The following is a 20,785-nucleotide window of genomic DNA, read 5'->3' on the forward strand; positions in this document are numbered from 1 at the left end:
CCCATTTGGATACAAAGCTCTCAGGACTGAGGGCGGAGGTTCGAATGGGTGTTTTTCGTTGAAATAGCGAGGTTTTGTTCGTAGCTCAGAGCTTCTGAGAGCATCCCGTTTGTGCCGTGGCTGGGCTATAGATGCCTAGGTCATACCCTTTCTACATAGCCAAGATCACTGACATCGGGCTTGCGTTAAAAAGTGCTCGGAGATCTATCTCGGTAGCCCTCTATTGTGAGGGAGGAATATCAGGTGAGATCATATGAATCCGGTGCGGCGTTAGCTGAACAAATTGCTAAGTCTGGCGGCTTGTTTATCGATGAATTTGCGGACATGCCCGAAGGAACTTGGGATTTCCTCGTCTATGGTGTTGACCGTACACCATGTCAGATGATCGCATACCAGCTTGAATGGATGGAACGGGAAACTCAAAATGGTCTGCGTCGGCTGAAGCATATCGGGAGGAGGACGTGAAAAGGCTGGAAGAAGATGCTCAAGCGCTCCCGATAATCTCAGCCTTGAATAAGTGGATTGGCTCTGATCGAAAGGATTGGACAGATCCTGCGGGTGGCGCAGTAGACGTCGCGCATATGAGCGTGACCACTCTGGGCTACATCAATGTTAACCCGTTTGTTCCAGATAAATGGACTGGCTGGGCAAGCGATTTGGCGTCGGCACTCGGCCCGATTCAAGGGTAGTCGACCCGAATCCGGGTTCAAATGCCGTCGCAATCGCTCGGGCGCTCGTTGGCCAAGGGAGGACGACAGGAACCATACCGGACTTCGCGGTTTGACCATCCCCGATAATCTGCCGAACAACTGTAACTACTCCGACCTATGTAGCGACAGGGAGTCAATCAGACTGACTGCGATGCTGAAAGGCTCAAGAGCCGATGACTCGAACCTTCTGTCCCGTACGCTGAGGGGTTACTACAACAATCTCGTTTCGCTATCCCAGCGATTCAAGGCAATCCCGGAGAGCATCGGTGCAAGCGATAAAGGAACCGCAAAAAACAGGCTCTACAAGAACTTGAAGGTCCGTTGGATGACAGGTATGTCGATCTTCTTACAGGTGGCTTCAGGGGTACATACGGCTACTCGGGCGTTAAACCCAGCGAAGAAGTCAAGAAGGCAGCGTGCCAAGCCTTGGCCGAATTCATCTACTGAGGTTGCCTATGGTTTCTGGCTGACATTCCGCATAAGCGATACTATCGTAGCCATTGCAGCATAAAGTCCCCAAGCGCCCATGCAGAAGACCAGGTTTTCCTGCCAGTCGCCGATGTAGACCTCGTGTGTGCGCGCATCGCAATACACCGAGCTCGTTACGGTGAATAGGAATGCCGCGGCCCCGCTAGCAAGAAGTCGTATCCACAGCGACACGAATCGGGGTTGCGGCCATCGACGTGGCGGGTCGGCCGCCAAAAGGACGATACCGACGAAGAACGTGCCCAAAAGGGGAAGAATCATCCAAAGGGTGCCGGCCGCAGACAGACCCGTAGCCGGGATATAGAAAATCCCGAAAGCGATCCCGCCCCATGCCGCGTATGCACGGAGCGCATCCCTTCCCATGCGGGCGGGAACGTCGAGTCGGGCGGAGCGGCCCTTAAGCATGTGTCCTGACACGACAGCGAAGACAACCCAACCCAGACCGAGAGATAGGGACGTTTCAAACCAGTGGCGAGAACCGTAGCGGGCAGAAACGGATACATACGCGACGAGCACGGCGGTCGCGAATCCTGCACCAAGCACTCGGATCAGCCATGATCGCCACTGCGGCGTCTCCCATGCTGATGGTCGATCAATGACAAGGAGAAGCAGCCCGGCCAGAGGTGCAAGCCACAATGAAGGGTTCACCAAGGTGAGTCCGGTAGCGAAGAGCAGATAACCGGGAAATATCGCAAAGCCGAGGATGAACCCTACCCAATACACATAGGTACGAATAAACAGTTTGAAAGACCCAACCACCCGCACCTCACATAGACCCCAGAACCGAAAAGCACGATTATTATACAAACGGGAGGTGACCTATGGCCAAAGACGGAACCCACAGGGGGCGGACGACGCGTACGTTCAGGCGCGAAACCCCAGCCGTTGGTCGAAAAGATGAACGCCGGCAAGGACGCCACCCGTATGAACCAGACCGTGACTGCCAACGCCCGTGCAGCCCAAGACCAAGACGACTATGCGCGATTCTTCGCAGAGCTCGAAAACCAATACCAACAACAGACCCATCGCATCGAACGGCTCGAGACACAGATTGAAGAGAAGGATCAGCGGGCAATCCAGATCCGCCGCATCCACCAATACCAATGCGAACACCCCAGCATCGAATACAGCGACGACGCCTGGAATACCCTCATCGACCACGCCACCGTCAGCCCCGACTGTGAGATCTCGTTCACCCTCAAAGACGGCAGTACCCTGCCCGCAAACTGACACCGCGCCCGCCCGCAAGTTCTCAACGATGAGAACCGAGCACAATTGGCGGCCTTGAAGCCGCCTACCAAGTCGGCGACGCTGCTACCCCCCCCCCACACACACACAGGTTCACCAATAAAACGGCTCAAATCCGCAGAAATCCAATGCTGACGTCGAAGCTGCACACACCTAACCGAAAAGTACACCCACTCCAATCCTTGTAGCCAAACGGGTCACTAAACATCGCATTATAGCTCTCCAGCAAGAAGTGACCGACCGCCACACTGAATAGCAAAGAGGTAGAGCGCTGTTTCAGATATTGTCTCACCCTTAAGAAGATTCGCATCACCTACTGCACCCCGTCAAACCCAAATAGATTCAATTTGGCAGGATTTAGCAGATACGAAGCCGGCTTACAAGCCTTGATTTTATCTTTTAAAGGGTAAGGTTTCACCCCATAATGTGTCCACAGCTCACCACAATTCGTGCTACCATTTACCACGAAGCACCTCCTCACTTTTATGGTTGTTAACTATACTTATCTCTGTATAAGCTTTACCATTCTTAGGGCTGAGCACTATTGCGAACGAATTAGTATGTCGTATATGCACAAGGCGTCGCAATAAGGAGGGTATATGGATGTGAATACAAAACACAATGATGATTTGACTAGCTTCCCGGAAACATCACGTTTGCTTTTCTGTAGGATACGAATAGCCCGTCGCATATTGTGGTGGATTGGTCTGCTCCTCCAGTTGCCTACAATTGAGTGCTGGACAAATGGCAATATACTCCTCTGGTTTTTCCGCAATTACCCCACGCCCGTCGAACAATACTCGGGCGATGAATATAGTCGGCTTGCAATAGCAGTCTTAATCGGTTATGGATGTTGGGCACTGGTCATCATATTGCGGATAATCTCCACACACATTGCATGGAAGCATAATCTCTTATTGCGCGCTCTGGATTCGCATTCAATTCCCTATAACGTTGCCGTCTGCATAGTCAGTCTTCTTCTATTTATTGTTTCAAGCGTAACCATTGTGTTAGTAACTTTGGATGTAAGTGATACTCCCATGTGAGTGGATGAACATCAATGTGAATATCCACCCACCCACAAAGAACTCGCTTACTCTATATGATTAGCGGTAAGGACTACTAAGAAAAGCAGCGTAGTTTCGAGCAAGAATTTCTGCCTCTCTACGAGTTGGGAGACTACTGGCATGAGCTGCTTTAAGGAGCAGATCTTTGGTGAAATCAAGATTTCCGAATACCCAGATGTCAATCCCATCGATGAGCTGTTGATATGCTACTACTACATTATCAGCAGCACCTCCAAATCGCTCATGATAGAAACGCTTGATACGGCTTGTCTCACTGTCCTTGAATACATCACTCATAGCTTTAGACAAAGAGGTTACATACGACAACCTCAATAGATGGATTCAGCTTGAGCTTGACATGCCGCCTTCCTCACTGGATTCAACGCCGAGTAACGGTATGTACCATTGAAAAACATCTGTAAGAAGGCCCCTATCCCCGTCATTCGATAGTCCATCAACTTCAATTGTAGTGCTTGTTCTTTTTGTGCCTTCACCACTTGCACCTACACTCTAAAGAATCGATTTGAATCAGCACAATAAAGAAACTAGATTCTTGCATTAGCCCCTTCAACGTGTAAAACAGAAGGTTAAGGTCATCGGCTTCTGAGCCTTCAGCATCACAGACAGTTTGATTCCTTTTTCCCCCCCCTACTACTAAATCGTCGAGCATCCTGAACCATATAGTGAGCACGTGCGTGACATTCATGCTCGCTATGCGGACATGAATGCTATGTATACGGAGCTACCATCAGATAAGGCCGGCAACTACGTCCGCCGCAACCTGTATTCTACTGCTCAGCACCAGACTCAAGAAGGTAGACTAATCTTTGCATCACATACGAGCAAAATCCAAAGTGGAGAAAAATTCATCCTCTAACCAGACTAATTTAATCTATGCAAAATATGGTGAATTTTCTCGGACCACTCGGCAATTCCAATTTTCATAACAACGGAGTAGGTTGTTCCAATTCTTCGACATAGATAAAGAGGCCATTTCCAATTGTTATACAGTAATTGAGATAGAGCCGGACCTAAAACAATCCCCCATTGGCCCCATCCAAAATATCCACAAGAAATCCAAATAAATAGGACCCCTAAACACGAAGCAATAACGTATCCCCATAGATAAGGTATTTCATTCATACTGATTATATAATTGCAGAATATTGAATGCTGACCTAACAATCCCAGATAAAGGGATAACACCAAATATAACGGGTAGTCAATAATAACTCCAGGTTTAAATATTGGCAAAAGTGGCAAAATGACCAAGCAAACACCTATGCTGCCAATCAAATAGAGACCCCAATAAGCTATTATGCCAGTGGATATAAAACGTCTTTGTTTTTCAACATCCCCTTCAGCTTGACTCGCTTGGATACTCGGGAAGAAAGAACTAGGATAAGCGGCAGCTAAGTTGTAGATAGCATTTGACAGCTGCAACAACACTGAATAAGTACCTGTTTCAGCTAAGCCAAGGTACAGACCACTTAGAATGCTAGTTGCTTGGGTAGAAATAAAAAGTGCAAGTCGTACAAGCCCATCTCTCCATGCTAAATGACCAACTGTTTTTACTACATCGAACATTTCCGATGTAGTAATCCTCGCCAAATCTTGTCGACGTCCTTTTTCGATTTCAACGTGTTTGCGCATTCGAAAGAGAGCAAAAAAACGCATTAATAATGCATTAAAAAAATAGCCTATCGATGCGCCCAGTAATCCCCAACCAGCCCATAACATAACAGCAGTTACAACAAGCTGTATAATCCTTGCGACGGTCTTTGCCTTGTTTTCGCCTTCAATATCACCATATCCACGAAGAACAGTGGTTGAATAGAGAAAGTACAGGTTAAGAACAATAGATATGCAAAACAAGGACCAAGATATCCAAATTTCATCACTGCTTATAGCACCTGTCACGGTATGCACATACCAAGTACCAATACTTGATAATAGAATTAGCACTGTTCCCGCGATACTGGCGTAAATCAATTTGGATGCGCGAATAACCACATTCAGCAGATGCCAGTCCACTCCCTCTCTAACGGAACTATTCTCAAAACCATTGGCTGTCAATTGCCTCGCACCACTGACCACATAAACAATATTACGTGCGAACGTTGGGTCGAACCCGAACTCAAATAACATGGCTAGATTTGCAATTGCAATGTATACATACCAGAGACCTAGTTCGGCATCGGAAAGAAACTTCATCAGTAGAGGTAGCAGTACGAAACCACTAGCCATGGAAACTATAGTTCCTAAATAGTTCCATATTACATCTGCTCGTTTAGTTGTAATTACCAAATTCCTCTCCTTTAGCTAATTAATCATCAGTTAGCCACTACTCAATCGTCTTCCTAAACCAATGAAAATAGACACAGCCTCTATTGGCTAGGCAGTGTCCGAAGTATTGTATTCTCTGGATTCGCCCTTCCCACGTAACACAAGCTCGACTCATCCTCCAACGTTGCGTAATCTTCACCGCAGAAATAGGCAAGCCCCCCCCTGCAGATATCCCCCGTAATCACTTCTCACTTTCATAAGCCATTCATCGAATAATAATTGGCCAACGAGTACTTAAACACCTTCCCCGAGTCCGCAATCAAAAATAATCCAAAGCTGTTCTTCAAAGTTCTCCAATCCAGTAATAACATACTCACACTGAGAGAAAAAAGACGAGGATATAACCCGCACAATATTGCATTTTTAGAGTACGAATCTTACTGCGCCGCATTGAGACCGATTATAAACTGGCCACTTGTAAAATACGCCCCGAACACCTTATCAGCCCTCAGCGATGGATATGGAGTACTCTGCCCATCAATTTCTTTATTTGTTTTGCCGAGTAAACCAAATACCCATACACAGATAAAGCACCTAGCATTTTTCTCTGCAAGCCTAAAGCCAATATCTTTGTCCTAAAACCTTCTTGGCAAGATGCCGCCGCAATTTTCTGAACCACATCATCTTCGATAATCTGCCTTCGCACTGCTTTCGTATCACTACCCTTGATGAAACCAGGCATAAAGAACAATTCGACATAATGCAAGAAATCAGACCTAAAATAGCAGAAACAACTTGCCGACCAGCTCGCACAACGATCAACTTCAAATATCAACGCCTCTTTGACATCCTCAAAGAGTGTAGGCGAGTAAGAATGAGACAGACTGTTATCACGCACTCGGTATCGATATAACACCTTATCCAAACACACCACGCGATCAGCATTTTCATACAGCGGGATAATGAAAAACGTGTCTTCACTCACGGATACCGATTCGTTAAATACAGAGCCAACATTCCTGACAAATTCCGTATTATACATTTTATTCCAGGCTGTATGCCAGTATCCGTTCTCCATCAGCAATGAAGCTTTATTCTTAAAATCGGAGGACGACTGAGAACTAAAGTTGACGCCTTGTGGAGCATATACCGTGCGGGCTAATTCGGAATTCTTAGACACTAATTCATCCACATGATTGCAAAATACAATTTGAGCATCATGTCTAACAGCAGTGTCAAGCAATGTTGAAATAAAATCTGGTTCGACAAGATCATCACTATCTACGAAGAGGAGATATTCCCCTCCTGCCACCTGTACACCAAAATTGCGCGCAGCAGCACTTCCGGAATTCGTACGATGATACACATGGAACCGCTGATCATGTGCAGCCCAACGGTCACAAATTTGACCGGTCGAGTCTCGCGAACCATCATCAATAACCACAACTTCAAAATTAGAGTAGGTCTGGTCGACAATACTCTGAAAGGTATCCTCGATAGTATTTTGCGCGTCAAACGCTGCAACAACTATCGATACAAGCCTATCTGCCATCAATCGCCTTTTCAAAAGAATGTATCTGATTCTCTATCGAATACTCTGAGTTCTGGATAGTAGACGCGTCAACGCGCTGTTCAGGTAAATCTAAAAACCAATCATTCATTTTCTTTGCTATCTGGCCACTATCCGAGCTAAAGTCAACACTCAAAGTATTCCCATTTACAAAACAACTGCTCGGACAACCAGTGGACAAAATGCACGGCAAGCCGTTTGCCTGCGCCTCCAACGCTGAAATCGGGAGGCCTTCGAACAACGAGCTAAGAACGAACGCATCCATAGCTTGGTACAATTCGTCTACATCAGTCCTTACACCGGCAAATATCACGCTTGTCTCAAGCCCCTCCTGCTTGACAAGCTCCCTCATCTCACTTTCGAGAGAGCCCTGCCCAACCAACAAAAGTCGATATTTGTCATTCATTTTGTGTAATTGCTTGAACACCTGTACAAGAGCTTTGTGATTTTTTTGATGCTCGAAACGAGCAACATTACCTAGCACAAATAAGTCGTCCGAAATTCCCAGCTCCGCTCTTTTTCTGAGCCTGACCGTTGAATCGAATGCATACTTTTGCACATCGATTGTATTGGGAATATATCGATAGTGAGGGATCTCCTTATAGTCTTTTCCGTAAAACCATTCAGAGGCTTCATTGGAACAGGACCAAAAGTCTGTGGCTAAACTCCTAATCCGGCGGCGATTGATACGATGAAGCACACCCCGGATGATTCCCTCCCCATTTTGCGCGTTATGACAATGAATTATTCTTTTTTTAATTCCGTATTTTTTAGCAACGGATAAATAGGCAATATTTGCAAGAGAACAAACATTTACCCAAACTGCATCGAATTCTTCTGCATGCGTAGCGAAAAATAGGTCAAGATCTTGATAGAACTTCTTTACAGAGAGATGTCGTGGAGTTACCCGAAAAATACGTCCTCCCCTTTCTGATACCTCATCCTCATAAGCCATCCGACTATTATTAGATAAGAAATCAAAGGCGAAGTCGCTTCGGTTGAGTGATCGGTAGTATGTCATTATGACTGCCTCAATGCCACCAGGGTTATCAGTCATACCAATTACAAGGATTCTCTTCAAACCAATTCTCTTTCTGTTTTGATCAGATTGTTCGCAGCTACCAAACAAAAATTCACAACGATATAAAACGCGGAAGCCTCGGTAAAGGCTGCAATTCCGAACAGCAATAATCCTAACCCAGATGCCTCTAGTTTACGTAGTCTGCATGCCTTCCATAGAACGGCGAACCAGCACAGGAAAATGATGAATTCGACTATTGCCCCGGATTCAAGGAATGCATGTGCAAACCCGTTGTCGACGATAAAACCTTCATAGTAACTAAACCATGTATGTTCTATCGAATCAAAGTTGTGCCCGAACAAGCTATGCGGATAATCCGTGTAGAAATGATGCATCAAGACCAGACGATTCGACAGTAACCCATCAAGACGAACCATCCATTGTGAACCGCTATCGTAGAACATCATGAGATACAAGCTAGCGAATTGCAATACTGCCAATATCGCCATTCCACACCGGAGTATCAGGCGATCAAGTTTGCCTTCTTTATCTAAGGTACATACAACTGCAAGCGCAATGGTGAGCAGAATGCATATAGAAGACGTGCGGGAAACTGCGAAAAAGTAAGCGAGAATAAAACAGATAAGCCCGATTCCGATTTCGATAAATCTAAATTTTCTAAATCGGTACACGGCAACAGAAATACAAATAGTCAGTAAGCACAAACCAAATTGGTTAGGGTGAACGAAACCATACGATGGTCGAAAAGTATCACCACTTGGCAACATTCTCATATAAATCAGGCCAAGCAAAGAACCAGCAACCGCACAACAAGCTACAACCGTAGTGGAGCAAAGCACAATCTTAGCCATCTTCTCTATCTTCACCCCTGATCCTGCAAGCACAAAAAGCGATAAAAGGAACAAATTCCAGCTACCTGATTGCAGAGCTGATGCAAGGAACACTAAGAATAGAAACGCGTATACAAGGTATACTTTCAGAGGTAACTTATCCAAAATGATTTTGATAAATAGCAAAGCTAGGCATAATATCCTTGCTAGTACATATAAGGTATGGATATGCAAGTATGGCAGTCGGTTGTATGTGGTGGTATTTAGCCAATATATGAAACAATATTGTGCGAAGGCAAAGTAATAAAGGCTCACAGCGTGCTTTTTCAACATAGATTCATCCCCTATATATGCCTTCTAGCACCTCAATATTTGAAAAAATGTCGTACCCGCCTTTGACAACTTCATCCTTTGCAAAAGTACGGTTTTTCGGCACTTTATTTTAATCAGCTAATATTCTGGAAGCCCAATAACCACTGCCTCTTTGTAAAGGCAATGCATGAACAAAACTCGTAAGAAATGCCTCTTGTGGAATATTATCGGAAGCATAGCATTCTGCACCTGCTGCCTGGGCTTCAACAAGGCTTAATCCGAGGCCTTCATACAGCGACGGCATCAGAAAAATGTCAATGCTTCTATCAAGTTCAGCAACATCATCGATGTCACCCAACCATATAATCTTATGATAAACCCCAATATCAACCGCATGACGCCGCATTTGCTGTTCGAGTTCACCGCTTCCCGCAATGACCAGTTTCATTGGCAAATCACAGGCCTTCAAACATTCAGAAAACACGTCCAACATAAATACTGGGTTTTTTTGAGGCACTAGGCGTCCCACATAGCCGAACAATATTTCTTCGTCTCTAATCCCGAGCTTCTTACGTGCGACTATTCTTTTATCGGATGAGAAGGCAAAATCATCAACATCAATGCCATTATTCATGACGGTATAAGCTGCATCATTAAACAAGAACTGCCCAGCTGCTTTTGAGCATGCAAGATTGACATTAGCAAATCTCTTCCCATATTTCACAAGAGGTATGTTTCTCATTGCATGCGTCCACGTATCAGCATAATGGTCTTGGTGACTATGCAATATACGTATCGGAATATTATGTTTTTCCGCAATTTTTAGATAGATAAAAGCAGCATTTGCCATGTGACAGTGCACCACATCATAGCGTTCTGTTGATAATAGCTCATCAAATAATCGCGCATTACTACTTATGGTTTTAACTCCAAAAGGAGGAAAAACATATACTTTACCTCCCGAATGTTCAATCCGCTCAGCATATATTCGATTATTGAGCTTGTGAGTCAGCACATCAAACCGAAAATAACTTGTATTGATATGGCTATGGAAATTCATGACGACACGTTCCATTCCTCCTCCAGGTTGAAACTGAGGGAGTATATGCAGAATCTTTTTCAATACCGTCTTCCTCTCCTTACCATTCGCTCACACACAATTCACTATTCTTGATGCTGGACACACATTGCCGTGTTAGTGAGCTACGTCATACCATATAAATTCGCGGGTATATATGCTTGCTTTAGTAGCTTAGCTCAAGAGCCATTCCATTAGTTTAATCGTGATATTAAACTTCCCTCCTCAACATGGACCATCCCTACACTATTAGTCCAAATTTAATTCACTATATCAACTCCCCACAACTGTATGGGAGGGGATGTAACTTGAACACCGAATAAATGAGACCGGCCCAATCCTCTTACCATGCTGATGAGTTGATCATTCCGTAGATTCGTATTGAGATACGTCTAGCCGCTGATACAGAAACGCTAAGCATCTGGTCATCATAAGAAACATTCATTACTGTGATGTGACTGATATATGCTTCGGAATCCAACATTATCGACCAAGGTACTCAAATCACTTCGAATGATGGAATCGACAGACTGTTACCATTGGAATTCTTCACTGCCTGCCACATCTACCGATCACGATTCTCCATCTCATTGATTAGATGTCAATGTCCCCAGAAGAGCCTTATGATCGCTACCTGAAATTGTAACTGTCTGCAAGTCCCCGACCAGCAAGCCGCGATCGTAAACAATATGGTCTATCTCCACCATGGCCGGTATATCAATGCCAGCCAGCTGTTTATTCGACGGATAAGTCATGTGGAATCCTTCACCAGTCTGCTGCCCCGCGTCCAAGAATCTCGATCCTAACAGCTCTCTGAAGCTTTTATGGTCCCAAGTAGCATTGAAATCTCCTAAGAGCACATAGGTTTGCGACTCAGACTGTAGCTGACTCAGACTGTCCAAACTACTATCCCATAGTCCTTGTTGCCCCGGCCTTGGTGAGAAAGGATGCACAGATCCAAAGCACACACTCTTCGCTGCCATACCGATGCACGCTGCAGCTACACTCGAAGCATCCGTAGGAATCAAGTCATAGCTCTCACTCGTCATAGGGGCAGCAGTAAATATGGCATTGACTCCTCCATTATCCTGCCCGCTGGAAGCAGAAAGTACTGAGTACGGCAGGTATTGTGCTAATCCGGATGCATACAAACGCTGTACAAGGCCGTTACTAACTTCCTGCAAAGCTAGTACTTCCACATGTTCTGAACTTACTACAGAAACAATTTGCTCAGCGTCTGCCTGACCATTATGTGCATTTAGTGTCATCAACCGCGCATAATTATCTGAAGTGTCCACTGTTAGGGCTTCAGCTGAAGGAATACCTTTGACGGACGAATTAGCAGCAAAAACATATCCAGAATGCCAATATGCCTGTGCAACCAAACAGCCTAAGCATATAACCGCTAGAAGCTTTCGACGTCCTAGAAGTGCGATAATCAAAATAAATGCGGATACTAGTGCAAACCATGGAGTAAAGGAAACAATTAAGGGTATATATTTCTTCCCGTCCAATTCATTTGGCGCTATTCGCAGAATCATCACACCTATGACTCCAAAAGTTGCCAACCATAAGAGCGCAAACAACCCGCGGAATCGTTTGGTATCCGGCGAATAGGCAGGATAATCCCCATACGAATTTACATAGGAATCGTCCATACTGGGCGAGTAATTGCTATATCCTGTCATGCCAAATGCTCACTTTTCTATTGCACAGGTACTTCATCTGAAGTCCCGAATCTGCCCGATCCAATGGGGCTTGATTAATCTTAGGCCTTCCACCTCTCTACTTAACGTTGCAACGTCAAAAGGATACACAACCAACACTCCTAGTGCAATCATGACTCCATTGATGCAGGTATCCTCACTGTTCATCGTAGAGGTCTGCGGATTAGTGACATTCCGGCACTAGACCTGAAATTCTGCCGCCTTCCGACACATAAAGCAGTCTTTCTCGATACCCCATCCTTGGGGATTTTTCAGCCGGCATCGATGATTTCGATGCTGTACAAGAAAAGCTTGCTTATCGTTTCCAGTTCAACTCCGCAATCAGACCTTATAACGCCGAAGGAAGACTCTGATTTCACCCCCCCCAAGGATAGTCAGATACAAAGGTTATGCACTGCTGCTAGGCATTCATAACTGAGCTACAATGTCTTATCGGTTAACTCTCGATGTTCCTGTTGGAGATATCAATGTCGAGGGCAGTATTGGTTATCTTATTGCCCAGTACAAGAGCATCCTCAATGCTTTTTCGTCACAAATCCATAATGAATCGCATTTGCTCATGACGTTTCCTTCTCTGATTCTTATTTTTCTATCGAGCTTTCCTGCGGCATATTTAAGCATTTGAACTACGACCACACTCTAGTTTTCGACAGAATATTCCGGACTATTCTAGAACCCTCTTCAGCCGATTTTGCACGTCTATTACGTAAATATGCCTGAGCACAAGTCTGATTTATCCTTCGCGCACACTGTTTGCATTATGATGTTTTGAGTGGAAGATGCCGCCCATTCCATTAGCTATGATTGCGAGCACCGAATAAACACCGCCATAAATCAGTACGGACTCGTTAAAGAAAATCAGCATAGGTGCAAGGAAAAGCAGAAACGGCATAGCTATCCATAAAACCGTGAAACCCGCTGTAATGCCATCCCAGACAGCTAGCACGATGCTGACACAAGGAAATACTATGAACAGCAATAATATAGACAGCATCATGCCTAAATCAGAGGAATTGAAAAAGTCAGTAGCGATTGAAACCAGAGCAGGTAGCAAAAGGTAAAGAGCAAACAACACTGCGAATCTTGCCCATGTGCCGCGTTTTCTCCACCTTTTCATGCACTCAATTTTACCAAACACTTCACAGCTGAGGCGCTCTGCCGCGCAAGAATCGCATATCCTCGACCGCGGATTTTATGATGAGAAGAAGTTTGACAATCGAAGCAAATGCATCTGCATTGTATTGACGATTTCTATGCCTCTCCCCTTCCTATTTCTCCACGCAAACCTAAAATATCTCAGATACTAGAGGGGTTGTGTCATTTCGACGCCCCGGCTTTTTCAACGCCCCTTAGAATCCGTAATTGTTTGATGTCGCATCACATTCGCTTTCTGATGCCTTAAAGAAAGTTTTTACTTCCTTTTGGTATAGTTGCCACGCCCCGGACGCTCCGCATTCCATTTTTCGATGGTTTCTTCCAGCCTCGTGTTTTTCCAACACGCACATCGGAGTCGGGTAACTTTAACGTGGGTAAAGCTCCCTTGGTAATTCCAAGGAATTCAGCGACCTCGGTAAGACTCATATACTGTACAGTCATTAGTCCTCCTTGATGTTTATCGCTACGATGAGCGAAAGCAGGGCGCTTAATGCGCTCATACCTTCAGCTACTTGTGGAATCTACCAGCCGACAATACTGCCAAGTAAGGCTACTGCACATGCACCATAGGCAATCTGTTTCGTATACTTTTTCATAATCATGATAGAATTTAATGGAAAGAGCTACCTAGCCGAAGCTAGGTAGCAGGTCGAATTACTTCTTATTACGTTTATCGAAGTAATTCATCACCGCGATTACGACAGTGATAATTTGGGTAATCGCGGTGATTACTTTCCATAATGGACTCACATCGTATTCGTAGTCACATTCTCTATCTTCAGCATATCGATGTGAAGAATAACGATACCTTGTAGCAGTATTTTCGTTAACCTATTTCCAAGCTTTTTGTCCACCAGCCGACTGCATTATGGCTACTACATAAGGGGAAAGCGCATATCTTTTCTTTGCCGAATCATTTTGCTTTTCGTGCTCGCGGACGGTTGGCATTCCATTTTTCAATGGTTTCCTTTTTCCAGCCTCGAGTTTTGCCAATGTAGGCATCAGGCTCTGGAAGGCGGTAATTTGCCAATGTTCCTGTCTTAACATCGAGATATGCGGCAATCTCGGAAAAACTGATATATCGTTCTGCCATTATCTTCCTTCTTTGAAAAATAACTACTCTTTACATAACTGCAGTTGTACGCCACAATTGTGAGCTTTTGACTATATAATGCAATCGCTTCGCAGATGAACTTTTGAGCAACACACGTGCGTTCAGCGTCGGCGAGTGTTTGTGCATCATTTTGATGCATCATTTTGACGCCTTGCCTTCTTCAACAACCGGTCGGTCACCCTGCGTCATGACATCATCCCTCGGCAGACGCCCGATCCTCACCATCCGCGCCTGTGGAACTCGTTCGATTCTGCTCCGCTTCCAACGCATCCCTCAGACGTACAGCACGCTTCATCCGCAAGGTATAGCGCACAGTAAAACCGACTGTGCCCAGCACAACCACCGCATACAGCACTGCCCACCACGGGAATTTTGGCAGATCTGAATGTTTTCCTGCCCTATCCACATCGCCCGCAGGCGTGGGGATAATGCGTTCGCCGGTCACCAAAATGCGATGCGAATTGATACCCAGCGGCGTGCACGTAACCAAGGTAGCCAAATCCTTGCCTTCCACGGCGCGTATGGTTTGCGTGTCATCAGGTTCTACGACCTCAGTGGTGATGACGCGATAAGTCAGCACCTCGCCAAAAGTCTCTAAGGTGAAGGTGTCCCCCACTTCGACCTTGTCCAAATCGGTAAACATAGTAGCCGTTGCTAACCCTCTATGGGCGGTTATTACCGTTCGTGTCGACGGCCCTCCTATAGGAAATGAGGTGCCTTGCAAATGACCGGCTCCCTTCATCAGCGTCTCATCACTCGTGCCATGATAAATGGGAAGATCCAGATCGATGGCATCGATGCGAATGCGTGACATGATGCCATTGTCTGAGGCGGCGAGGATGTCATCGTATGTCCACACGCGACCATCCGGCGCGGTGATTTCATCTAAATCACCTATGGAGGAAGGAATGCGTTCATTGCGCCCCAGCAACGCCCCGGAGGACAGCGCGGTATTGTACGCCTTCGCTGCTTCTAACTGCGCCTCACGGTCTGGTACCACACGGGACACTAAGGAGGAGTAGTCACCGGTCAGTTCCGTCTGATTGTATTGAGACACCCAAGACGCAGCGGTGGGATACAGCACGAGCGTGGTACCAACAATCACCAACAATGCCGCCACATAAGGAATCAGCAAAAGCTGAAACAACGACAGCGAGCCCACATACGCTCTCGAGTCGTTGTTTTTACTCCGCCCATCGCTGTCGCGCACACCGGATGATGCGGCCTGCTTTTGAGCCATAATCCCTCCTTATCCGGCACACCTCAGAAGCCTCGACACTAAACGCCATACCTCCGCGATGTTTTGTATGCGCGAAGGGGCGCTATCCGGAAGTTCCGCTAACGCCCCTCGCAGTAGCTGTTGAGGGTGAGCCCGTTATGAGAAGGATTCTCCCATATCAGACATCCCTCCGCTCATCCTTTCTCCAACGCCGCATCAGCCTTTAGACGACTGACGTGCACGCTGGACCATCAGCAAAGCTACAGCAATCGCGATAATTGCCACACCTGCTAAGGTCATCAACACCTTGCCGGCAGCACCAGTAAGTGGCAGATTTGGCATATTTGACTTGGTGTTTACGATGTTGGCGCCCAGATTAGCGACATCGGAGGTATCAACCTTGCCCTGCTTAAATGTCACGGTTACCGCATTTTCTAGGAGCTTAAAACCTGCAGGAGCCGTGGTTTCCTTGATCTTGAACTCCTTCGTCAAGGTCGTATCACCCTTGCGGCTCTTGCCAAGGAAGATATCGGAGAAGTGTACGATGCCGTTCTCATCAGAAGTTGCGGTGATTGTGTTGCCCTCGCCATCCAGTACCGGATTGCCATTCGTATCCTGCAACTCGAACACAGCGCCATCCAACGCATTTGCATCAGTAGTGTCGTCCACCTTCTTAAAGGCATAGTCGCCAAACTTCGGCGTATCTTCGGTAGTGACAGGAGGCTCGCCAGGATCAGTCGGATTCTCACTGAAAGGATCGTATTCATTGACGATTGGGAAGAAACCGTTGGTAATCTCGCCGTTATTTGGCACAGTCGTCACTGTCGTACGAATCTTGACGACGACCACGTCACCTGCGTTTACTGATGTGATCTTGCCGTCCGAACCGGCAACCAACGCAACCTTGACTGGAATTCTGCCGTCTGTAAGGGCCGTGAGCGGCTCAACTGTGTAGGCGGAAGCATCCAATGCTGTGCCACCCGTATACACACCATCTGTCTTGGTCGGATTTACCAAAACCTCCACAGCGGTCTTCACATCGCCAGCGGCGGTAGGAGCCAGTGCAAGCGATGTATCCAACGGATCGACCACGCCAAGCGCGGTAATACCGTTATCTGAGGTAGGCGCTACCAGCTTCAAATCCCATGTGATAATATCGCCCACTTTATGGGTTTCGCTCGTATCAGCAATCTTCTCACCCGGAGTGTTCAGCACATTCTTCGGGTAAGCGTGCACATCATAGTTCCACGTTTTATTCGCCTGTGCGAAAGGAATAGTAACGAAGAATGGCTGTGCTTTTTCCGTAATTTCATTGTTTCCAATGTTAGATTCGACCACGTAATACAAACCCACAGGCAATTCCGTAAAGGCTGCAGTACCCTTGCTGTCAGTGGTCTGCTGAGCTTTTTGCGTGAGAGTATATTCTTTACCATTAATGGTGGCCTTCGCTGTGGTGAGATCACCAGTAGCCGAATCCAATCCTGTCCAGCTCGCCGAATCTTTCAGATCCAAGCCCTCAACCTGATAGACCGTGAACTGCACGCCTGTCAAAGGATTGGCACCCTCCGGAATATTCGTTATCTCCGTTCCGTCATTTGTCTGATTCGCCCATATAGCAGAATTCTTCTCATACTTGTGCACGGTCAGAGAACCCGTGCGTGACTCATCGATATCGATATTTCCCTCGGCTCCACTAGCTAACGGTGCGACCGCAAAGGTGGCCACGCCGAGAGCGCAGGCAATGAGGAAGGCGAGTATCGCGCGTATGCCGCGAATCTTATTCCGTAACATTGTTTTCCTTCTTTCTATATGAAACAGGCTCTCGCCTATCCCTCTTTTCTTTCACAGACCGGAGTCTGCATTGATATTGCCCTTAGTTGGATCAACATCGTGTGGTCTTTCGCCGCATATAACCCACGACCACCACCGCTGCCGCTGCCAGCACAGCGAAGCCGGAGTAAAGGAACCAGTCGGATCCCCAACCTCCTGCTCGTGGCAATGTCGGTGGAATGGCCTTGGCATTTGCAATCGGCCCCAGATCTATCACCTGACGCGTGGCGTCAATGGTGAAACTCTGTGAGGATTGCGCGCCGAGCACGTAGCCTGCGGGGGCTTTCGTCTCGACAAGTGTGTAGGAACCCCAGTCCAGGTGTTCAATGCTGAACTTTCCTTCTTCTGGGTCGGTATCGCGTATTTCGGAACTACCATCCGTCGTGTCACATGCGGACGGGCTGGTGCAATCCGTAATCAGATGCTGCACGCCGCTAGAATCGGTAAGCGTCCACTGCGACCCGCCGAGTAACTGAACTTCAGTGGTATCGTCCACCTTCTGCCAGCTCACTGTGCCCGGAATACGTTCGTTATCAATATCTACGTCCACTCTCTCTTGGTCCAGCACAACCTCGCGCACCACCGTTTCCTCGGAAGCGTAGCCTTGGGGGAATCCGTCCTCTCTGAGGAAGTAGGTGTCATAATCCAAGTTCTCCCACACAGCAGTACCTGCGGAATCCGTGGTACGCTCGGAATCGTCCACTTCGGTATCCGTGCCGTCATAGACGCCATTCCCGTTCGTATCGCGATACAGTCGGAACGTCGCTCCGGCCAGCACAGTATTGGTGTCACTTGCGTCGCGTTTGAGCACATGGATAGCGCCACGTGAAGGTGCTGGATCATTGACAAAAGTGCAAAATACTTTGGATGAGAATCCACCTGTGCCCGGAATAGTAACCGTGGCACTAGCTTGCGTGGCACTGACTGAAACCGCGCTTGTCCTGACGGTAATGCCATTGCCGGCGACACATTGCAGTTGCGGTTCGTAATCGCGCAAATCCGTGGAAGAGGTAATGCTTTCCGAAACGGTAAATGTGGTTCCGATAGATGCCGCAAGTGGTCCGATTTGCACCGGCTGGATACCCTCCTCGGTGCCAGAAGTGGTTGTCGATACGTCGTAGCCCGCTCCGCTCACATTGAGTGCAAATTGGTCAGCATCATCCTTACGCTTCACCACGTCCTTGTGGAGCACAATTCCGGCGAAGTCCTCGGCGCTTCCGTCCATATCATTGACGCCCAAATTCCATGTCCTGTACACGTAGTAACCCGGAGGACCCATATTAAGACGAGCCGACGTCGGATAGTCCCAAATTCTGCGCATTTCGTCACTGATGAATTTCTCATTGCCGTACGTGAAATTGTCCAACTCCACTGGTGGCGTATCTGGAATGGTCTGTATCAGAGTGGCAGTCTTGGTCGCCACATCTACCTTAAATAGTGCACCGCGAGTATTCCCACTACCCATAGTTCTGGTGGAACCAATCCTGGCATCGATCTGAGTGGTAACCATCAAATTGCCCGAAGGCATAATACTGAAACCTGTAATTCCGCTCGCGTTAACGTTGACGAGAGATTCACTCAGATCTAACTGATTTGTACCACTATTGCTTATCTCAGTGTCTACACCAAACGATGCCTGTAGGTCACCAGATGCCACAGTAATCAGGTTGAGGATATTCGCGTATGTTCTTCCTCCAGTTATGGGAGCACGGTAATACGAGACACCAATGAAAGGTCACCCTCATTAGAGAAAATCATATCTCCAAAACGCATACTGAAGGTCTGGTTCTTCGTGGCTTGAGAATCAACTGCACCCCACCCCTTCGGCGTTATTGCAGCAGTTGTTGGGTTTACAGCAAAGAGGTAGTAAACACTTTGACTCTCAGTTTTCGATATTGCACGGCTTTGAATGCCACCGAAGTAGAATTCGCCAGTGTCCGGATTCACGGCACCACCTTGTATCTCCAAATTCTTTACTTGGTTGGTAACGGTGTATGTGCTACCGAAACGAGTCCATCCTTTGCTACTTTGTGACGGATCATAACGCCACACCTGAAGGATGACCTTCGCGGAACTATTACCCGTGCTGGATCCCTTAGCACGCTCTACCAAGTACATTTTGCCGTCCGGAGCCACGCCGAAAGCGTTGAAATTCACGCCATTAGCAAATGCATCAAAGCGGCTGCCGTCAGACTTAGGACTAGGGATGTAAGGTAATGGTTCCAATGTGGTCGCATCGTAGCTACCGACCGTGCCTGGCTTGACCCTGTACAACTCACCTGTGTTTGTAAGCATGATGGGACCAAACTCTTCGTCTGTTGGTGCTACACCGGCGGCTGATGCCGCCTCTGTCATTGCTCTGAACCCGTACGATTCGGTATATTCCTCGTTTTGCTGGTCACTGGTGGCGTCGTTACTGGAATCATTGTCTGAATCGGACGAGGTTGTTTGACTCTCGCTTGGCTCTTCGCTGAGCTCTTTCGATGGATCTTCCGTTTGCACTGGATTATCCGCACCTGTGGAAGTTGTTTCCGATTCCGACCCATCAGTTACCGAACTGCCAGATCGGTTAGTTTCTTGGCTGGGTGACGTGGTTGAATCGTCTTCGTTCGTGGATGTATCATTCGAATTCTGGTCGCCTTCGACCTTTTCGACATTCTGCGATTGTTGCTCATTCGTAGTGGAAGATTCGGCGGCTTGTGATGTCGATGGCGCTGCGCCACATACCATCGCTGCAGTCAGGATGAGTGCACCCAACCGCACAATAAGCTTGGAATATTTTGAAAACTTAGAGAACTTGGACAAGCGATAAGAGGATTCAGACGTCATGGCTCCTCCAACATTTGGAGGCAAACGAAGACTATGGACACATCAGGTCCGGTCTTGTTGCGACGCACTGTGTGCATGACTAACGAGGGTAAATACATAGGTATTACACCTCCCTCCGCACTACGTTGTACGGATACGCCTTTATGGCGCTGACCCCTTCTTTAGTAAAAATTCTAGCAATTAGCAGCATGTGACATTCCGATATTTTTCAATAATATTTGATAAATCTCATATCTTGGATGGACTGGTATCACAACCGCGAAGCATGATGTGACGATGTGT

Annotated in this window: 19 protein-coding genes; 4 read left to right on the forward strand and 15 right to left on the reverse strand. The window is 46.9% G+C overall.

From position 1 onward, the window contains the following. Positions 1 to 243: 243 nt before the first annotated feature. Both D570_RS08040 and D570_RS09490 read left to right on the forward strand, forming a co-directional pair. Positions 244 to 465, forward strand: coding sequence for a ClbS/DfsB family four-helix bundle protein (locus tag D570_RS08040; protein ID WP_018142447.1), 222 nt, complete (start codon positions 244 to 246; stop codon positions 463 to 465). Further along, on the forward strand, positions 462 to 689 hold the full coding sequence (locus tag D570_RS09490; protein WP_018142448.1) for a hypothetical protein: 228 nt from the start codon (positions 462 to 464) through the stop codon (positions 687 to 689). Before D570_RS08040 ends, D570_RS09490 begins: the two co-directional genes overlap by 4 nt. A 474-nt stretch (positions 690 to 1,163) precedes the next feature. Here the strand turns inward: D570_RS09490 and D570_RS0100495 are convergent, their stop codons facing one another. Beyond that, positions 1,164 to 1,955 carry a hypothetical protein gene (locus tag D570_RS0100495; protein ID WP_018142449.1) on the reverse strand — a complete coding sequence of 264 codons (792 nt, stop codon included), beginning with the start codon at positions 1,953 to 1,955 and terminating at the stop codon, positions 1,164 to 1,166. Positions 1,956 to 2,081: 126 nt separating this feature from the next. On the opposite strand from D570_RS0100495, the gene D570_RS09495 reads away from it, so the two are divergent. Then, positions 2,082 to 2,426: a hypothetical protein gene (locus D570_RS09495; RefSeq protein WP_211204868.1), complete on the forward strand. Its 345-nt coding sequence runs from the start codon at positions 2,082 to 2,084 to the stop codon at positions 2,424 to 2,426. A gap of 1,124 nt (positions 2,427 to 3,550) precedes the next feature. Here the strand turns inward: D570_RS09495 and D570_RS08050 are convergent. Further along, positions 3,551 to 3,808, reverse strand: coding sequence for a hypothetical protein (locus D570_RS08050; RefSeq protein WP_156812181.1), 258 nt, complete (start codon positions 3,806 to 3,808; stop codon positions 3,551 to 3,553). A gap of 394 nt (positions 3,809 to 4,202) precedes the next feature. On the opposite strand from D570_RS08050, the gene D570_RS09380 reads away from it, so the two are divergent. Next, the gene (locus tag D570_RS09380; protein ID WP_156812182.1) at positions 4,203 to 4,388 is read left to right on the forward strand and encodes a hypothetical protein; all 186 of its coding nucleotides are present in this window, start codon (positions 4,203 to 4,205) and stop codon (positions 4,386 to 4,388) included. Positions 4,389 to 4,393: 5 nt separating this feature from the next. On the opposite strand, the gene wzx is transcribed toward D570_RS09380, so the two are convergent. The 13 genes from wzx to D570_RS0100590 form a co-directional block, all read right to left on the reverse strand. After that, positions 4,394 to 5,818 (reverse strand): O-unit flippase-like protein, encoded by a 1,425-nt coding sequence (wzx, locus tag D570_RS0100530; RefSeq protein ID WP_018142455.1) that lies wholly within the window; start codon positions 5,816 to 5,818, stop codon positions 4,394 to 4,396. 487 nt (positions 5,819 to 6,305) lie between these two features. After that, positions 6,306 to 7,349 (reverse strand): glycosyltransferase family 2 protein, encoded by a 1,044-nt coding sequence (locus D570_RS08055; protein ID WP_018142456.1) that lies wholly within the window; start codon positions 7,347 to 7,349, stop codon positions 6,306 to 6,308. Next, positions 7,339 to 8,424: a glycosyltransferase family 1 protein gene (locus tag D570_RS08060; protein ID WP_156812183.1), complete on the reverse strand. Its 1,086-nt coding sequence runs from the start codon at positions 8,422 to 8,424 to the stop codon at positions 7,339 to 7,341. Before D570_RS08060 ends, D570_RS08055 begins: the two co-directional genes overlap by 11 nt. Positions 8,425 to 8,444: 20 nt before the next feature. Then, complete coding sequence (locus tag D570_RS0100545) at positions 8,445 to 9,260, reverse strand: hypothetical protein (protein ID WP_156812184.1); 816 nt, start codon at positions 9,258 to 9,260, stop codon at positions 8,445 to 8,447. Positions 9,261 to 9,681: 421 nt separating this feature from the next. Next, positions 9,682 to 10,674, reverse strand: coding sequence for a glycosyltransferase (locus D570_RS0100550; RefSeq protein WP_156812185.1), 993 nt, complete (start codon positions 10,672 to 10,674; stop codon positions 9,682 to 9,684). Between the two features lie 542 nt (positions 10,675 to 11,216). Next, positions 11,217 to 12,287 (reverse strand): endonuclease/exonuclease/phosphatase family protein, encoded by a 1,071-nt coding sequence (locus D570_RS0100555; protein WP_033376665.1) that lies wholly within the window; start codon positions 12,285 to 12,287, stop codon positions 11,217 to 11,219. A gap of 802 nt (positions 12,288 to 13,089) precedes the next feature. Beyond that, positions 13,090 to 13,473, reverse strand: coding sequence for a hypothetical protein (locus tag D570_RS0100560; RefSeq protein ID WP_018142461.1), 384 nt, complete (start codon positions 13,471 to 13,473; stop codon positions 13,090 to 13,092). 281 nt (positions 13,474 to 13,754) lie between these two features. Next, positions 13,755 to 13,952 (reverse strand): XRE family transcriptional regulator, encoded by a 198-nt coding sequence (locus D570_RS08835; RefSeq protein WP_407636334.1) that lies wholly within the window; start codon positions 13,950 to 13,952, stop codon positions 13,755 to 13,757. A 472-nt stretch (positions 13,953 to 14,424) separates the two neighbouring features. After that, positions 14,425 to 14,604: a hypothetical protein gene (locus D570_RS0100570; protein WP_018142462.1), complete on the reverse strand. Its 180-nt coding sequence runs from the start codon at positions 14,602 to 14,604 to the stop codon at positions 14,425 to 14,427. 214 nt (positions 14,605 to 14,818) lie between these two features. Beyond that, a complete protein-coding gene (locus D570_RS08070; RefSeq protein ID WP_018142463.1) occupies positions 14,819 to 15,865 on the reverse strand; it encodes a class C sortase in 1,047 nt (348 codons plus the stop codon). Between the two features lie 195 nt (positions 15,866 to 16,060). Further along, complete coding sequence (locus tag D570_RS0100580; RefSeq protein WP_018142464.1) at positions 16,061 to 17,635, reverse strand: SpaH/EbpB family LPXTG-anchored major pilin; 1,575 nt, start codon at positions 17,633 to 17,635, stop codon at positions 16,061 to 16,063. Between the two features lie 91 nt (positions 17,636 to 17,726). Beyond that, positions 17,727 to 19,331, reverse strand: coding sequence for an MSCRAMM family protein (locus D570_RS0100585; RefSeq protein ID WP_018142465.1), 1,605 nt, complete (start codon positions 19,329 to 19,331; stop codon positions 17,727 to 17,729). Positions 19,332 to 19,372: 41 nt separating this feature from the next. After that, entirely contained in the window at positions 19,373 to 20,503 is a 1,131-nt protein-coding gene (locus D570_RS0100590; RefSeq protein ID WP_018142466.1) for a hypothetical protein, read from the reverse strand. Positions 20,504 to 20,785: the final 282 nt, after the last annotated feature.

The sequence above is a fragment of the Alloscardovia criceti DSM 17774 genome, from assembly GCF_000376885.1.
GTDB lineage: Bacteria > Actinomycetota > Actinomycetes > Actinomycetales > Bifidobacteriaceae > Alloscardovia > Alloscardovia criceti.

What these genes read in the sequence shown, in the direction of transcription:
- D570_RS08835 (WP_407636334.1), bottom strand. Translation starts at nt 13,952, where the DNA reads ATGACTGTACAGTATATGAGTCTTACCGAGGTCGCTGAATTCCTTGGA.
- D570_RS08050 (WP_156812181.1), bottom strand. Translation starts at nt 3,808, where the DNA reads ATGAGTGATGTATTCAAGGACAGTGAGACAAGCCGTATCAAGCGTTTC.
- D570_RS0100580 (WP_018142464.1), bottom strand. Translation starts at nt 17,635, where the DNA reads ATGTTACGGAATAAGATTCGCGGCATACGCGCGATACTCGCCTTCCTC.
- D570_RS08060 (WP_156812183.1), bottom strand. Translation starts at nt 8,424, where the DNA reads ATGACTGATAACCCTGGTGGCATTGAGGCAGTCATAATGACATACTAC.
- D570_RS0100555 (WP_033376665.1), bottom strand. Translation starts at nt 12,287, where the DNA reads ATGGACGATTCCTATGTAAATTCGTATGGGGATTATCCTGCCTATTCG.
- D570_RS0100545 (WP_156812184.1), bottom strand. Translation starts at nt 9,260, where the DNA reads ATGGCTAAGATTGTGCTTTGCTCCACTACGGTTGTAGCTTGTTGTGCG.
- D570_RS0100570 (WP_018142462.1), bottom strand. Translation starts at nt 14,604, where the DNA reads ATGGCAGAACGATATATCAGTTTTTCCGAGATTGCCGCATATCTCGAT.
- D570_RS0100560 (WP_018142461.1), bottom strand. Translation starts at nt 13,473, where the DNA reads ATGAAAAGGTGGAGAAAACGCGGCACATGGGCAAGATTCGCAGTGTTG.
- D570_RS08055 (WP_018142456.1), bottom strand. Translation starts at nt 7,349, where the DNA reads ATGGCAGATAGGCTTGTATCGATAGTTGTTGCAGCGTTTGACGCGCAA.
- D570_RS0100590 (WP_018142466.1), bottom strand. Translation starts at nt 20,503, where the DNA reads ATGACGTCTGAATCCTCTTATCGCTTGTCCAAGTTCTCTAAGTTTTCA.
- D570_RS08070 (WP_018142463.1), bottom strand. Translation starts at nt 15,865, where the DNA reads ATGGCTCAAAAGCAGGCCGCATCATCCGGTGTGCGCGACAGCGATGGG.